The sequence below is a fragment of the uncultured Caballeronia sp. genome, assembly GCF_964243625.1.
In the GTDB taxonomy this organism is placed as follows: Bacteria; Pseudomonadota; Gammaproteobacteria; order Burkholderiales; family Burkholderiaceae; genus Caballeronia.
Genome location: NZ_CAXTGZ010000113.1, coordinates 1 through 14226, shown reverse-complemented (window position 1 = coordinate 14226; position 14226 = coordinate 1). Strand labels below are relative to the sequence as shown.

16 protein-coding genes and 1 tRNA gene are annotated in these 14226 nt (G+C 62.0%); 15 read left to right on the top strand and 2 right to left on the bottom strand.

The annotated features are described in order from the left end of the window. From napA to ACFFAR_RS10300, 13 genes are all read left to right on the top strand, one after another. Positions 1 to 2357, top strand: a 2357-nt coding sequence (gene napA / locus ACFFAR_RS10360) for a periplasmic nitrate reductase subunit alpha (protein WP_375507843.1), incomplete at its 5' end; no start/stop codon positions are given. A gap of 10 nt (positions 2358 to 2367) precedes the next feature. Next, positions 2368 to 2874: a nitrate reductase cytochrome c-type subunit gene (locus tag ACFFAR_RS10355; RefSeq protein WP_375507842.1), complete on the top strand. Its 507-nt coding sequence runs from the start codon at positions 2368 to 2370 to the stop codon at positions 2872 to 2874. 9 nt (positions 2875 to 2883) lie between these two features. After that, positions 2884 to 3498: a NapC/NirT family cytochrome c gene (locus ACFFAR_RS10350; protein WP_061999768.1), complete on the top strand. Its 615-nt coding sequence runs from the start codon at positions 2884 to 2886 to the stop codon at positions 3496 to 3498. Between the two features lie 11 nt (positions 3499 to 3509). After that, entirely contained in the window at positions 3510 to 4205 is a 696-nt protein-coding gene (gene ccmA, locus ACFFAR_RS10345; RefSeq protein ID WP_083638083.1) for a cytochrome c biogenesis heme-transporting ATPase CcmA, read from the top strand. Next, on the top strand, positions 4193 to 4861 hold the full coding sequence (ccmB, locus tag ACFFAR_RS10340) for a heme exporter protein CcmB (protein WP_062170121.1): 669 nt from the start codon (positions 4193 to 4195) through the stop codon (positions 4859 to 4861). Before ccmA ends, ccmB begins: the two co-directional genes overlap by 13 nt. A 7-nt stretch (positions 4862 to 4868) precedes the next feature. After that, positions 4869 to 5585 (top strand): heme ABC transporter permease CcmC, encoded by a 717-nt coding sequence (gene ccmC, locus ACFFAR_RS10335; protein ID WP_174363035.1) that lies wholly within the window; start codon positions 4869 to 4871, stop codon positions 5583 to 5585. Positions 5586 to 5610: 25 nt separating this feature from the next. Next, positions 5611 to 5790 (top strand): heme exporter protein CcmD, encoded by a 180-nt coding sequence (locus tag ACFFAR_RS10330; RefSeq protein WP_062170119.1) that lies wholly within the window; start codon positions 5611 to 5613, stop codon positions 5788 to 5790. Further along, on the top strand, positions 5787 to 6248 hold the full coding sequence (ccmE, locus tag ACFFAR_RS10325; protein ID WP_061999763.1) for a cytochrome c maturation protein CcmE: 462 nt from the start codon (positions 5787 to 5789) through the stop codon (positions 6246 to 6248). Before ACFFAR_RS10330 ends, ccmE begins: the two co-directional genes overlap by 4 nt. Continuing rightward, positions 6245 to 8287: a heme lyase CcmF/NrfE family subunit gene (locus tag ACFFAR_RS10320; RefSeq protein WP_174363036.1), complete on the top strand. Its 2043-nt coding sequence runs from the start codon at positions 6245 to 6247 to the stop codon at positions 8285 to 8287. The genes ccmE and ACFFAR_RS10320 overlap by 4 nt, the downstream gene beginning before the upstream one ends. After that, positions 8284 to 8823, top strand: a complete 540-nt coding sequence (locus ACFFAR_RS10315) for a DsbE family thiol:disulfide interchange protein (RefSeq protein ID WP_062170116.1) — start codon at positions 8284 to 8286, stop codon at positions 8821 to 8823. The genes ACFFAR_RS10320 and ACFFAR_RS10315 overlap by 4 nt, the downstream gene beginning before the upstream one ends. Then, positions 8816 to 9280, top strand: coding sequence for a cytochrome c-type biogenesis protein CcmH (locus ACFFAR_RS10310; RefSeq protein WP_174363037.1), 465 nt, complete (start codon positions 8816 to 8818; stop codon positions 9278 to 9280). The genes ACFFAR_RS10315 and ACFFAR_RS10310 overlap by 8 nt, the downstream gene beginning before the upstream one ends. Further along, the gene (ccmI, locus tag ACFFAR_RS10305) at positions 9277 to 10455 is read left to right on the top strand and encodes a c-type cytochrome biogenesis protein CcmI (protein WP_174363038.1); all 1179 of its coding nucleotides are present in this window, start codon (positions 9277 to 9279) and stop codon (positions 10453 to 10455) included. The genes ACFFAR_RS10310 and ccmI overlap by 4 nt, the downstream gene beginning before the upstream one ends. Positions 10456 to 10506: 51 nt before the next feature. Further along, on the top strand, positions 10507 to 11238 hold the full coding sequence (locus ACFFAR_RS10300; protein WP_375507841.1) for a ribonuclease HI family protein: 732 nt from the start codon (positions 10507 to 10509) through the stop codon (positions 11236 to 11238). Here ACFFAR_RS10300 and ACFFAR_RS10295 read toward each other — a convergent pair. Next, positions 11178 to 11909: an SDR family oxidoreductase gene (locus ACFFAR_RS10295; RefSeq protein WP_062170114.1), complete on the bottom strand. Its 732-nt coding sequence runs from the start codon at positions 11907 to 11909 to the stop codon at positions 11178 to 11180. The two genes, ACFFAR_RS10300 and ACFFAR_RS10295, sit on opposite strands and share 61 nt — an antisense overlap. A gap of 321 nt (positions 11910 to 12230) precedes the next feature. Here ACFFAR_RS10295 and ACFFAR_RS10290 point away from each other — a divergent pair, with 321 nt between their 5' ends. Further along, positions 12231 to 13775: an oligopeptide:H+ symporter gene (locus tag ACFFAR_RS10290; protein ID WP_174363040.1), complete on the top strand. Its 1545-nt coding sequence runs from the start codon at positions 12231 to 12233 to the stop codon at positions 13773 to 13775. A gap of 91 nt (positions 13776 to 13866) precedes the next feature. Beyond that, positions 13867 to 13943, top strand: a tRNA-Met gene (locus ACFFAR_RS10285). Here the strand turns inward: ACFFAR_RS10285 and ACFFAR_RS10280 are convergent. Continuing rightward, positions 13929 to 14226, bottom strand: a 298-nt coding sequence (locus tag ACFFAR_RS10280) for a hypothetical protein (RefSeq protein ID WP_375507840.1), incomplete at its 5' end; no start/stop codon positions are given. The genes ACFFAR_RS10285 and ACFFAR_RS10280 overlap by 15 nt on opposite strands.

Sequence of the window (14226 nt, the reverse complement as noted above, 5' to 3'; positions counted from 1 at the left end):
CGTGCCGGTTCTGCGGAACGGGATGCGGCGTGAGCGTGGGCGTGAAAGGCGGCAAGGTCGTCGCGACGCAGGGCGATCCACAAGCGGAAGTGAATCGCGGGCTGAATTGCGTGAAGGGCTATTTCCTCTCGAAGATCATGTACGGCGAGGACCGGCTGACCACGCCCCTGTTGCGGATGAAGGACGGCAAATACGCGAAGGACGGCGAATTCGCGCCGGTTTCGTGGGACCGCGCATTCGCCACGATGGCCGAGCAGTTCAAACGTGTGTTGAAGGAGAAAGGTCCGACAGCCGTCGGCATGTTCGGCTCGGGACAATGGACGGTTTTCGAAGGCTATGCGGCGTTGAAACTCATGAAGGCGGGGTTCCGTACGAACAACCTGGATCCGAACGCGCGGCATTGCATGGCGTCGGCCGTGACGGGTTTCATGCGCACGTTCGGCATGGACGAGCCAATGGGCTGTTACGACGATATCGAACAAGCCGATGCCTTCGTGCTGTGGGGATCGAATATGTCGGAGATGCATCCGATCCTCTGGACGCGCGTGACAGACCGCAGGATGAGTGCGCCGAAGACGAAGGTCGCGGTGCTCTCCACGTTCGAGCATCGCAGTTTCGACCTGGCCGATTACCGCGTGATCTTCACGCCGCAATCCGATCTCGCGATCCTGAATTACATCGCGAACGTGATCATCAAGACGAATCGCGTGCACAAGGATTTCGTCGCGAAACACGTCACGTTCAAGGAAGGTAACGCGGACATTGGCTATGGGCTGCGTCCCGAACATCCGCTGCAGAAGGCCGCTAAAAATGCGGGCGATCCGAACGGCTCGAAGCCGATCGACTTCGATACCTTCGCGCGTTTTGTATCGAAGTACGACGCGGATTACGTGACGAAGCTGTCGGGGGTATCGAAGGTGAAACTCGACCAGCTTGCCGAGCTTTATGCCGACCCGAACATCAAGGTGATGTCGTTCTGGACCATGGGCTTCAACCAGCATACGCGCGGCACTTGGGCGAACAATATGATCTACAACCTGCATCTCTTGACAGGCAAGATCTCGACGCCCGGCAACAGTCCGTTCTCGTTGACGGGGCAGCCGTCGGCGTGCGGAACGGCGCGCGAGGTCGGGACGTTTTCGCATCGGCTGCCGGCGGACATGGTGGTCACGAATCCGGAGCACCGGGAGCACGCGGAGCAGATCTGGAAGCTGCCGCCCGGCACGATCCAGCCCAAGCCCGGTTATCACGCGGTGCTGCAGAACCGCATGTTGAAGGACGGCAAGCTGAACGCGTACTGGGTCATGTGCAACAACAATGTCCAGGCGGGCGCAAACCTGAACGAAGAGACGCTTCCGGGATATCGGAATCCGGACAATTTCATCGTGGTATCTGATGTTTATCCGACCGCAACAGCGGTTTCGGCCGACCTTATCCTGCCTGCGGCGATGTGGGTCGAGAAGGAAGGCGCCTATGGCAACGCCGAGCGCCGCACGCAGTTCTGGCATCAACTCGTCGATGCACCCACCGGCGCCCGTTCGGACCTGTGGCAACTGGTTGAGTTCTCGAAGCACTTCAAGGTAGAGGAAGTCTGGCCGGCCGAGCTGATTGCAACGAAGCCCGAACTGAAAGGCAAGACGCTTTACGACGTGCTTTTCCGAAACGGACAAGTCGACAAATATTCGCTGAAGGAAACGAGCGCGCATTACGAAAACAGTGAAGCAAAGGCGTTCGGCTTCTATCTGCAGAAGGGCCTCTTCGAGGAATACGCGAGTTTCGGCCGGGGGCATGGCCACGACCTCGCACCCTTCGATGCATATCATGAAGCGCGAGGAATTCGCTGGCCCGTGGTGAACGGCCATGAAACCCGCTGGCGCTACAAGGAAGGATCGGACCCGTACGTCAAGGCGGGAACCGGCTATCAGTTCTATGGCAACAAAGACGGCCGCGCGGTGATTTATGCATTGCCCTATGAACCACCGCCCGAGGCGCCGGACAAGGAGTTCCCGTTCTGGCTGGCAACGGGGCGTGTGCTCGAACACTGGCATTCGGGGTCCATGACGCGGCGCGTGCCGGAGCTGTATCGGGCGTTTCCGAACGCCGTGTGTTTCATGCATCCGGACGATGCAAAAGCGCTCGGCCTGCGCCGCGGCGTGGAAGTGAAGGTGATGTCGCGACGCGGTTTTGTCCGTACGCGTATCGAGACGCGCGGGCGCGACAAGCCGCCTCGCGGACTCGTGTTCATCCCCTGGTTCGATGCAAGCCAACTGGTCAACAAACTTACGCTGGACGCAACCGATCCGATATCGCTTCAGACTGACTACAAGAAGTGCGCAGTCAAGATCGTCAAGGTCTGAGGAGGCAGTCATGCGATCGCTGACCGTAATTGACGTATTCATTGCCGTGAGTCTTTTTGTGTTTTCGCAGGCGGCGCCGGCGCAACCGGTGATTCCCGCCGAACCGTTTCACGACGCCATGCGCGGCACGACGCCTGTCGATGAAGAGGCGAAACCGCCGTTGATTGCCCCAACCGAAAATAAGGATGTGATCCGTGGCCGCGCCTATGCACAGCAGCCGCCGACGATCCCGCACAAGATCGACGGCTATCAACTCGACAAGGACGCCAACCGCTGCCTTGCGTGCCATGCGCGCAGCCGCGCGGCCGAGAGCGGCGCGGTGCCCATCGGCATATCGCACTACGTCACCCGAGACAATGCCACGCTCGGAAGTCTCTCGCCGAGGCGCTATTTCTGCACGCAGTGTCATGTCACGCAAGCCGACGCGAAGCCGCTTGTCGGCAACACGTTCACGGATGTGGAAGATGTGCGCGTCGCGCCCGGGCCTGCCGCGCCGCAGCCGGCCGGCAAGAAGTAGGAGCACGCGATGTTCGGCCTGATCAGGCGATATTGGCAAACGATCAACCGGCCCAGTACGTACTACAGCCTGGGCTTTCTCACGCTCGGCGGGTTCATTGCCGGGGTGGTGTTCTGGGGTGCGTTCAATACGGCGCTCGAAATGACGAGCACCGAGGCGTTTTGCACGGGTTGCCACGAAATGCATGACAACACATTCGCCGAGCTGAAAGGCACGATCCATTACAGCAACCGCAGCGGCGTGCGGGCGATCTGTTCGGACTGCCATGTACCGCACAACTGGACGGACAAGATTGCCAGAAAGATGCAGGCGTCGAAGGAAGTCTGGGCAAAAGTGTTCGGCTCGGTCAACACGCGCGAAAAGTTCCAGGACAAGCGGCTGGAACTCGCCGAGCACGAATGGCGCCGGTTCAAGGCCAACGATTCTCTGGAATGCCGTAACTGCCATTCCTTCGAGTCGATGGACTTCACGCGCCAGAGTCCGCGGGCACAGAACGCGCATCAGCGCTTCCTTGCTACGGGCGAGAAGACGTGTATCGATTGTCACAAGGGCATTGCGCATGAACTACCGGACATGACGCAGGCAATGCGGGATCAACAGTTGCGCGAAGCGCGTCCAAAGTGAGGGCACTATCGATGAATCAAGATCTGTTTATCAAGCCGGATTTCGGGTCGGACAGTCGCAACAATGCGGTGTTGTCCGTCGATAAACTCGGCTTCGACCGCGCCGGGGAAATGCTGTTCAGCAACGTGGCTTTCGATGTGGACGCCGGCCAGGTGCTGCAGATCCACGGTCCCAACGGCAGCGGCAAGACCACCTTGTTGCGCGTGCTCGCCGGTCTGTTGCGGCCGAGCGCGGGCACCATCCGCTGGCGTGGCAGGGATGCGCATGCGCATCCCGAATCGTGGCGCCAGTCGCTCGCGTATCTCGGGCATCTGAACGGCGTCAGCGACGAACTCACCGCAGCCGAAAACCTTGCCTTCAGTTCGGTGCTGGGCGATGTCGCGGAAGAGCGCGTCGAGGTCGAAGAGGCGGCGCTCAAGAGCGTGGGCCTCGACCGGTATCGGGATGCCATTGTGCGGGGACTGTCGCAGGGGCAAAAGCGCCGGCTTGCCATCTCGCGCCTGCTGCTTGAACACAAGCCGCTGTGGCTGCTCGACGAACCCGCCGCCGCGCTCGACGAAGAGTCGTCCGGCGTGCTCGAGGACGTGATCAAGGGCCATCTGGAGCGCGGCGGGATCGTGCTGATGACCACGCACAAGTTGATTACCACGTCTCCCTCGGCCACGCGCAATCTGTACTTCGAACCGAGCGGCCGATGCTCAGACTGACCGTGCGCATCGTCCAACGCGAGCTTGCGCTGACCTGGCGTAGGCGGACTTCGGCGCTTGGCTGCCTGCTGTTCTTCGTGATCGCAGCGAGCCTCTTTCCGTTGGCCGTCGGCGCCGATCCCGCGCTGCTCCAGACAATCGCGCCGGGCGTGTTATGGGTCACGGCATTATTTGCCGCGATGCTCTCGCTCGCGCGTTTGTTCGGCCCTGATTTCGCCGATGGCGCTCTCGACCAGATGCTGCTTTCGCCGCAATCATTGCTCGCGATGGTCATGGCGAAGATCGGCGCGCACTGGCTCACGAGCGGCTTCGCGCTCGTGTTGCTGGCGCCCGTCATGGCGCTTCAATACGGTCTTTCCTTCAATGCGGTCTGCCGGCTCACGCTGGCGTTGTTGATCGGTACGCCGGTGCTGAGTCTCATCGGTTCGGTGGGTGCGGCGCTTACGCTCGGCGTGCGCGGCGGCGGCATGCTGCTCGCCGTCCTGGTGTTGCCGCTGGAAACGCCGGTGCTGATCTTTGGCGCGAACGCCGCCGATTCATCGCGTACCGATGGATGGTCGGCCGCGAACTTTTCCCTGCTCGGCGCGGGCCTGCTCGCGGCCCTTGCGTTATGCCCTGTCGCGACCGCCGCAGCCTTGCGGATTTCCGCCGAATGAACCTGACATGATCTCCACACTCGCTCAAGCTGGCTGGTTGCGCTACGCGTCGCCGAGACCGTTTCATCGGCTGGCGGGAAGGATGATTCCCGGCTTCGCAATCGCGTCCATCCTGTTCGTCATGCCCGGCATTCAGATCGCGTTGTTTGTCGCGCCCACCGACGCCGTGCAAGGCGATGTATATCGCATCATGTTCGTGCATGTTCCTGCCGCATGGATGTCGATGCTGCTCTACATGGTGATGGCCGCCTACGCCGGGCTCGGCCTCGTTCTCAACGCCCGTCTTTCCGCGATGATGGCCCGCGCCATCGCGCCGACCGGTGCGCTTTTCACCGCGCTCGCACTGGTCACGGGCGCGCTCTGGGGCCGCCCGACGTGGGGTGCGTGGTGGGTATGGGACGCGAGGCTCACGTCCGAACTGATCCTGCTGTTTCTTTACCTGGGCTTCATGTCGCTGCATGGCGCCATCGACGATACCCGCCGCGCCGATCGCGCCTGCGCCGTGCTCGCGCTGGCGGGCGTGGTGAACATCCCGGTCATCTATTTTTCGGTGCAGTGGTGGTACACGCTGCATCAGGGCGCGTCGCTTTCCTTTGGCAGCGGCGTGTCCATGGACGCGTCCATGCTCGCGGGCATTCTCGTCATGACGCTTGCCCTCTGGTGCTATGCAATCGCGATCGTGCTCGTGCGGGTACGGCGGATCATCGACGAACGTGAGTTCTGAATGAACGGGAAAAGGGGAGAAGGCCATGAACGTACTGAACAGTTCCAACGGGGACCTCTGGTATCTATGGGTCGCGTTCGATATCACCTTTCTCGTGCTGGCCGTTGAAATTGCAATCACCATCAACGCGGGCCGGAAGCATCGACGGCGCGATCGTATTGTCCGGCCACGCACCCGCACGAGCACGCTCACGGAGAGACCGTGAAGGGGCGCACGCGGCGGGCGTGCGGCGTCGCCGCCGGGCTGGTGACGCTCGGCGGCGCGGCGGCGCTGGTGCTGAATGCGTTCAATTCCAACGTGATGTTCTTCGTCACGCCGAGCCAGCTCGTGGCTGACAGCATGGCGCACACGGCGCGGCTGCGCGTGGGCGGTCTTGTCGAGCACGGGTCGGTCGAGCGAGATGCGAGCGGCCTGACCGTGCGTTTCATGATCACCGATACCGCTCGCGAGATTCCCGTCGAGTATCGCGGCGTGTTGCCTGACCTGTTTCGTGAGGGCAAAGGCGTGGTCGCGCAAGGGCGTTTGTCGCCGGAGGGTGTGTTCGTGGCGGACCAGATCCTCGCCAAGCACGATGAAAACTACATGCCGCCCGAAGCCGTCGAGGCCGTCAGGCGCGCCCGCCCTGCCATGAAGATATCGGACAAGACAGGAGCCCTTCGATGATCCCCGAACTCGGCCAGTTCGCGCTGATCGTCGCACTGCTGCTCGCGGTGACGTGCGGCGTGCTGCCGTTGATCGGCGCGGCGCGCGGCATTCCCGGCTGGATGCGCAGCGCGTGGCCGCTGGCACGGGGACAGAGTGCATTCGTCGCGATGGCGTTCGCGTGCCTGGCGGTATCGTTTGTCAACGATGATTTTTCGGTCGCGTATGTCGCGTCGAATTCCAACTCCATGCTGCCGCTCGCGTATCGTTTCGCCGCCGTCTGGGGCGGACATGAAGGCTCGTTGCTGCTCTGGACGTTGCTGTTGACGTTCTGGATGACCGCTGTCTCCATCTTCAGCAGACAGCTTCCCGTGCCGATGGTTGCGCGCGTGCTCGGCGTCATGAGCTGGATCAACGCAGGGTTCGTGGTGTTCATGCTGTGGACATCGAATCCGTTCATCCGTCTGCTGCCCCCCGCCATGGACGGCCGCGACCTCAATCCCTTGCTGCAAGACCCCGGCATGGTCTCGCATCCGCCGATCCTGTACATGGGCTACGTAGGTTTCGCGGTAGCGTTTTCGTTCGCCGTATCGGCCTTGCTGTCAGGCGAACTCGATGCCACCTGGGCGCGCTGGTCTCGCCCGTGGACCACGGCCGCGTGGACCTTCCTCACGCTCGGCATCATGCTCGGCAGCGCCTGGGCGTATTACGAACTCGGCTGGGGCGGCTGGTGGTTCTGGGACCCCGTGGAGAACGCGTCGTTCATGCCGTGGCTCGCAGGCACGGCGCTGATGCACTCGCTCGCCGTCACCGACAAACGCGGCAGCTTTCGCGCATGGACCGTGCTGCTCGCCATCTGCGCGTTTTCGCTGAGTTTGCTCGGCACGTTCCTCGTGCGTTCGGGCGTGATTACATCGGTCCACGCATTTGCGACCGATCCCACGCGCGGACTCTTCATTCTCGTGTTCCTCTCGATAGTGACCGGCGGCGCGTTGCTGCTGTTCGCGTGGCGCGCGCCGAAGATCGGTTTGGGCGCGGGCTTCGCGCTGGTATCGCGGGAGTCCTTGCTGTTGTCGAACAACGTCGTGCTGATGGTGGCGGCCGCTTCCGTGCTGCTAGGCACGTTGTATCCGCTTGCGCTCGACGTGCTCGGGCTCGGCAAGATATCCGTCGGTGCGCCGTATTTCGACGCCGTTTTCGTGCCCCTCATGACGCCCGCCGTTTTCCTGATGGGCATCGGCCCCATCGCTCGATGGAAATCCGCACGCCTGCCGCATATCGCCGTCCGGCTTTGCTGGGCGGCACTGGTGAGCGTGGCGTCAGCGGTGGCGGTGCCGTTGCTCACCGGCGGGTGGAGACCGCTGGTCGCATTGGGAATCGGGCTTGCCGTGTGGTGCGCAACAGCGACGCTGACCGCGCTTGTCGTGGGCATCGCTGAACAGCGCGGAGCGTTTTTAATGCGGTTCATCCGCATGCCGCGCGGCTTTTACGGCATGCTCGCCGCGCATCTGGGCGTGGGCGTTTTTATCGCGGGCGTGACGCTTGTCAAAGCTTATGAAAGCGCCGGCGATGGCCGACTCGATGTTGGCCAGTCGATCAGCGCTGGCGGTTATACGTTTCGCTTCGATGGCACCAAGGCGGTCAATGGTCCGAACTATCGTGCGTTGCGGGCCACGGTCGTGGTGAGCCGGGATGGAGCGGTCGTCGCTGTCATGCATCCGGAGAAACGCTTCTTCGTGATCCAGAAGACGACCATGACCGAAGCCGCCGTCGACCGTGCGCCCTTGCGCGATCTCTATGTCGCACTTGGCGATGCCGCCGCCGACAGCCCGACTGCGTGGACGTTACGCGTACAGGTCAAACCGTTCGTGGACTGGATCTGGGCGGGCTGCCTCCTGATGGCGCTCGGCGGCTTGCTCGCGGCGAGTGACCGGCGGTATCGGCTGGCGGTGCGGGCGCGGCGCGAAGCGTCCTCAACTTCCGCGGAGATCGCACGCAGCCGCCTTCAGGCACAGTCCGCGATCTTGCAGCAGCGCATGCCGGGGAGACGCGCCAAGTGAAACGGTTTTTGCTGCCGCTTATCTTTTTCGCGGGTTTGAGCGCGGTGCTGGCGGCATCGTTATCGAACGATCCGCGACGGTTGCCGTCGGCGTTGATCGGCAAGAGCGCGCCTTCGTTCGATCTTCCGCGTCTGGACAATCCCGGCAGGAACCTCTCGCCCGATACCTTGCGCGGCGACGTGTGGATCATGAACGTATGGGCGTCGTGGTGCGAATCCTGTCGCGATGAACACGCGCTGCTGATCTCGCTCGCGGGCAAGAACGTCGTGCCCATTTATGGCCTCGACTACAAGGACGAGCCTGAAGCTGCGCGACAATGGCTGCGGCAGGCGGGCAATCCGTATATTGCAACCGTGGTGGATCGCTCGGGGCAGACGGGTATCGACTATGGCGTGTACGGCGTGCCCGAAACTTTCGTGATCGACCGGCAGGGCGTGATCCGTTTCAAGCGCTCGGGGCCGCTCACGCAGGCCGCGCTCGATACGCAAATCCTCCCGCTCGTTCGAATGCTGCAAAGCGAGGACTGCGATGAATAAGCTCGCGTCCCTGTTGTTGGTGTTCGGATGCCTCACACGAAGCTGGGCCCATGCCGCAGAAGTCGTGCCGAACGCAAGCGCGACCCCGGAAGTAAAAGTGCGTGCTTACCGGCTGGAATCGAATTTTCGATGCCTCGTCTGCCAGAATGAAACCATCGCGGATTCGACCGCCGATCTCGCTGCGGATCTTCGCGCGATTATCCGCGAGCAAGTCGAGCAGGGCGCCACCGACACACAAATCAGCGATTACATGGTGACGCGTTACGGCGACTTCGTGCTTTACGATCCGCCGTTCAAGACGCTGACCTGGGCGCTCTGGCTCGGGCCTTTCGTTTTGCTCGTGCTTGGGTTCGCCGCACTTGTTCTCGTAGTGTCAGGCGGCAGGAAAAGGCCGCCGCCCGCACTCACCGACCTCGAGCGCAGACGCGCACGACGTCTTCTGGGAGGCCGGTTGTGATCACTTTCTGGATCGTCGCGGCCGCCATGCTGATCGCCGCGATCTTGTGCGCGGTCGTGCCGCTGATGCAGCGCGAACCCGCCGCGGATGCATACAGAAACCGCGCGCTGAACGTATCTCTGCATCGCCGCGAACTCGCCGATGCCACTCACGACCGGCTGGCAGGACTGATATCGGCCGATCAGCACGCCGCGTTGCGCAGCGAAATAGAACAGCGCGTTCTCGCCGATACCCGCACGCCCTCAGCGCTGTCGGTGATGCGCTCGCAGCGGCAAGGGACGGCCACGCGCGCGGCCACCAGTGCGCTCCTGATCGCGCTGTTCCCGGCGGCCGCGTGCGCGTTGTACCTGAAGCTTGGCCAGCTGGCCGCGCTCGATCTTGAAGACTCGTTCGGCGCATCGCACGACATGAGTTCCGCGTCGGTGGAAATGATGGTCTCGCGCCTGGCGTTCGGTTTGAAAAGCCGCGTCCCCGATCCCCGCGATGCCGCCAAATGGGCGACGTTGGCGCGCTCCTACATGGCGCTCGAGCGGCCATCGGATGCAGCGGCGGCTTATACGCACGCAGTCGCGCTCGCCCCGGGCGATGCGCAACTCCGCGCCGACTTCGCTGACACGCTCGCAAGCGCCGACGAAGGCCGGCTCGACGGCCGCGCGTCCGATGAGATTGCAGCGGCGCTGGCCATCGAACCGTCGAATCCGAAAGCGCTGGCTCTGGCGGCATCGGCGGCGTTCGAGGCGCGGCGTTTTGCGATCGCGATCGCTTATTGGCGGCGTCTGATTTCCACACTCGATGCTGCGTCGCTGACTGCGGTCCAGGCGCAGAAGAATATCGATGAAGCGTTGAGCATGAGCGCCGTCACCGTGACGCTGCAACTCGCCGACGGCGTGCATGCCCCGCCCGATGCAACCGTGATTCTGAGCGCACACACGCAGGGTGCGGGGAACACGTTGCTGGCCGAGCGTCATTTATCCGCGAGCGAATTGCCGGCCACGGTCATACTCGATGACACGTTTGCAATCAATCCCGCCGATACGCTTTCCGCGTACCCGCAAGTGAGCGTTGAAGCGCGGGTCGTGACTGCGACGCCGGGGGAGAATCTCAGCGGGCAAACCAACGTCACGGGCGCCGAGAATCGTCGTGCTGCGCTGGTGATCGCGGCGCCCCCAAAATAGGTTCGTCGAAAAGATTGTTAAGCTCGGCATTCGGCCACCCTTCTTCCCGATATGTTCGAGTTCGACGAGCTGTTTCAGATTGCCTATAAACGCGAACGCGCAACGAGCCGGCGCCTGGCGAAGCTTACGGCGCTTTCCGCCCACGCCGCGTTGGCGCAGACGCTCGAAAAGTCGGCGGGCGCAGCAACGCTCGCAGATCTGGTGAAGGCGCGGCGTCTGGAACGGGCAGCGGCGCTTCACGCTGCGCAGCTTCGGCGTGAAGAACGCTCGGCTGCCCGCGTGGTACGCCTCGCACGAAACCGGCAGCCTTCAACCCGCGATGCCACCGCGTGGCACGCGTGGTTCGACGGATCGGCGCATCCGAACCCGGGGAAGATCGGTATCGGCGGAATGCTCGAAAGTCCCGATGGCGAGGTCGTCACGATCAGCGCGATTGCCGGTCACGGCGATAGCTGCAAGGCTGAATATCTCGCGCTGATCGCGGTGCTCGAAGTGGCGTTATCGCAGCAACCGGCACCGGAAAAACTCGTCATTCACGGTGACAGTCAGGTTGTCATAGAAGACGTGCTGCGCGATGCAACCTGCAGCGCGCCCGCGCTCAGTTCCTACGCAACGCAAGCGCGTGAGCTGATCGCGCAACTCGCCGATGTTCGTCTTCAGTGGATCCCGCGCCACCGCAACACCGCGGCCGATGCATTGTCGCAAGAGGCCATTCGTGGCGATCACGCCAATTCGCGCACATCCGTCACGGGCGTTTCGCCGAACGCGTCGCTCAACGCATAGTCGAGCACTTTTCGCGCGGCGTCGGCGGGCGTGGAAAGCTGGCCGCTGCGCTTGAGGTCATCGAATTTTTCACGCAGCGGAAACGCATCCAGGCCCGTGCCGCGAATCTCGGCTTGCATGTCCGTATCGATAACCCCAGGCGCCACGCTGCCAATGCGCAACGCACGGTTGTGGTCCAGCGCGACCGCGCGTGCGTGGTGATCCAGCGCTGCTTTCGTCGCGCAATAGATGCTCCAGCCGGGATACGCATTGCGCGCGGCGCCGCTCGAAATATGCACGATCCGCCGGTCGGAAACGCTTGGCGCCGACGCCGCCACAGCCGCCGACAACATCAATGGCGCAGCCACGTTCAAACTCACGGACCGTCCGATCGCACCGACATCCTGTCCTTCGACAGGACCCACCGGCTGCAACATGCCCGCGTTGTTGATCAGCACCACGGTGTGCGCGCCGTCCACGAAACGCTTCAGCGCGCCCGTTTCAATCCACGTTTGCAGTGCGTTGATATCGGCGAGATCGAGTTCCACTTCCTGCAACAAACCCGATGCGTGCACCGCGCTCCGGGTGCGCGATACGCCCAGCACCGCAATGCCGCGCGCGATCAGCGTGTCGGCCAACGCAGCGCCAAGACCGCGCGTATGACCCGTGAGAATCGCCTTGATGGTGTTCATGTGAATGCAATCCAGTGAGTGAGGCGAAGCAGGAAAGTTATCACGAGTTTCGAGCGTCCACAGCGCGCCCACGCCAATCCGCGAAACGCTGCGACGCCGCCGCCCGATCGCACCACGTCTTGACGATGGCCAATCGATTTGCATTGCTGCCGTCATCTCAAAATGTTGAACGCTGTATGTGCAAGGCTTTGCGACACATTTACCGATCGTGCTGGGATAATCGCCGCTCGCGATAAGTCGGACTCCTGCATGAGTGAGTCAGGCTCAAACATTCCTTTAGTTTTAGTTCACGAGTGCTGTTGAACTTGATCGAGATTTACCATGATTTCACACTCGTCCGGCACGTCGCAGACGCGCTCATTTACGACTGTTTTCCTGATCGAGATGTGGGAACGTTTCGGCTATTACGGCATGGCCGCGTTGCTCGTCTTGTTCATGATCGACAAGATCGGTTTCACCGATGAACACGCGAACCTTACATGGGGCGCCTTCACGGCGCTCGTATTCTCCGCGCCGGCCATCGGCGGCTGGATCGGCGACAAGGTGCTCGGTGCGCGCCGCACCATGATCTTCGGCGCGTGCGTGCTGGCATCGGGATATCTGATGCTCGCGATTCCATTCGAATCGCTTGGCTATATGTATGCGGCGCTCGGCGTGATCGTGGTCGGCAACGGCTTGTTCAAGGCGAACGCGGCGAACCTCGTGCGGCGCATCTACGAGGGTGACGACGCGCGCCTCGACAGCGCATTCACCATCTACTACATGGCGGTGAACATCGGTTCGACCATTTCGATGCTCGCCACGCCGTGGATCAAGGATCATTGGGGCTGGCACGTCGCGTTTGCCGTGTGTTTCGCGGGCATGGTGCTGGGCCTGATCAACTTCGCGGTGATGCGCAATACGGTGGGGCACATCGGCTCGGCGCCCGACGATAAACCCATGCAATGGCGCTTCTTCGCCGCGGTCGCCGCAGGCGCCGTGGCGCTCGGCGTGGCGACCGTGTTCGTGCTTCAGAACGAACAGGTCGCGGCCATCTGTGTGTACGCGGCGGGCGCCGCCGTTCTCGTCATCTTCGGCTGGATGCTGATGAAGTGCGATCGCAGCGAACGCGCGGGCTTGCTTGCCGCATTGATCCTGACATTGCAGGTGATCCTGTTCTTCATCTTCTACCAGCAGATGTCGACTTCGCTCACCTTGTTCGCGCTGCGCAACGTGGACCCGTCGTTCACGCTCTTCAACATGACGCTGTTCTCGTGGAGCGCGGCGCAGTTCCAGGCGCTCAATCCAATCTGGATCATGCTGCTGAGTCCGTTTCTCGCAATCGGCTACACGCGCCTCGCGAACAAGGGCCTCGACCTGCCGATCGCAGCGAAGTACGCGCTGGGTTTCGTCGTCGTGGCACTGGGCTTTTTTGTGTTCGCATTCAGCGGCCGATACGCAGTCGATGGCCGCGTGTCATCCTGGTTCATGGTCGCAGGCTACGGGCTCTATTCGCTCGGCGAATTGCTGGTCTCCGGCCTCGGCCTCGCGATGATCGCGCACTACGTTCCCATGCGTATGAGCGGGTTCATGATGGGCGCGTATTACATTGCGACCGGCGTGTCGCAGTATCTCGGCAGCGTGGTCGCCAACCTGGCGCGCATGCCATCGGGCGATCTCGGTCCGCTGCAATCACTGCCGCTTTATACGTCGCTGTTCATGGGTCTTGGCTGGGTCGCAGCCGGCGGGGCGGCGGTTGCGGTGGTGTTGCTGCCGCTTTTGAACCGTTTGTCGCGAGAGCATCGACGGTGTGTCGATGCCGCGCGTAACGGCGTCGATGCTTATCCGGCAAAGAAGCCGGTATCAGCGTCTGCGCCGACGCGCTAGATTCAAACGGCAGATTCGGCGCTGCTTCATTGAGCTGCAATAATCTTCGATTACGTTTGACCGCACATGCCCATCCCGCTATAATCTTTTTCGCGGGGTGGAGCAGTCTGGCAGCTCGTCGGGCTCATAACCCGAAGGTCGTAGGTTCAAATCCTACCCCCGCAACCAAACAGTTTTTAACGCAAAAAGCCCGGAAAAACCGGGCTTTTTGCGTTCTTGCGCGCGTGTTGAAACAGGATCAACCTGGCGTGGTTCATCAGATGGCGTCGCTTGCCTTCGAAGGGTTAAGCGACCACGAACGCGCGATGCGGGCGTGGCATAATCGTCGGTCAAATGTTCTGGAACACACGCTTCATGCGCAGCAGTTTCGTTCGTCGCGTTCGTATGCTTGGCAGCGTTATCGGAATCTTCGCGATTCTGATGACGACGCTCGCGCCCACGATCTCGCAAG

Bases quoted from the DNA above. Each gene is read 5' to 3' on its own strand.
- ACFFAR_RS10355 (WP_375507842.1), top strand. From the start codon at position 2,368: ATGCGATCGCTGACCGTAATTGACGTATTCATTGCCGTGAGTCTTTTT.
- ACFFAR_RS10350 (WP_061999768.1), top strand. From the start codon at position 2,884: ATGTTCGGCCTGATCAGGCGATATTGGCAAACGATCAACCGGCCCAGT.
- ccmA (WP_083638083.1), top strand. From the start codon at position 3,510: ATGAATCAAGATCTGTTTATCAAGCCGGATTTCGGGTCGGACAGTCGC.
- ccmB (WP_062170121.1), top strand. From the start codon at position 4,193: ATGCTCAGACTGACCGTGCGCATCGTCCAACGCGAGCTTGCGCTGACC.
- ccmC (WP_174363035.1), top strand. From the start codon at position 4,869: ATGATCTCCACACTCGCTCAAGCTGGCTGGTTGCGCTACGCGTCGCCG.
- ACFFAR_RS10330 (WP_062170119.1), top strand. From the start codon at position 5,611: ATGAACGTACTGAACAGTTCCAACGGGGACCTCTGGTATCTATGGGTC.
- ACFFAR_RS10320 (WP_174363036.1), top strand. From the start codon at position 6,245: ATGATCCCCGAACTCGGCCAGTTCGCGCTGATCGTCGCACTGCTGCTC.
- ACFFAR_RS10310 (WP_174363037.1), top strand. From the start codon at position 8,816: ATGAATAAGCTCGCGTCCCTGTTGTTGGTGTTCGGATGCCTCACACGA.
- ACFFAR_RS10300 (WP_375507841.1), top strand. From the start codon at position 10,507: ATGTTCGAGTTCGACGAGCTGTTTCAGATTGCCTATAAACGCGAACGC.
- ACFFAR_RS10295 (WP_062170114.1), bottom strand. From the start codon at position 11,909: ATGAACACCATCAAGGCGATTCTCACGGGTCATACGCGCGGTCTTGGC.
- ACFFAR_RS10290 (WP_174363040.1), top strand. From the start codon at position 12,231: ATGATTTCACACTCGTCCGGCACGTCGCAGACGCGCTCATTTACGACT.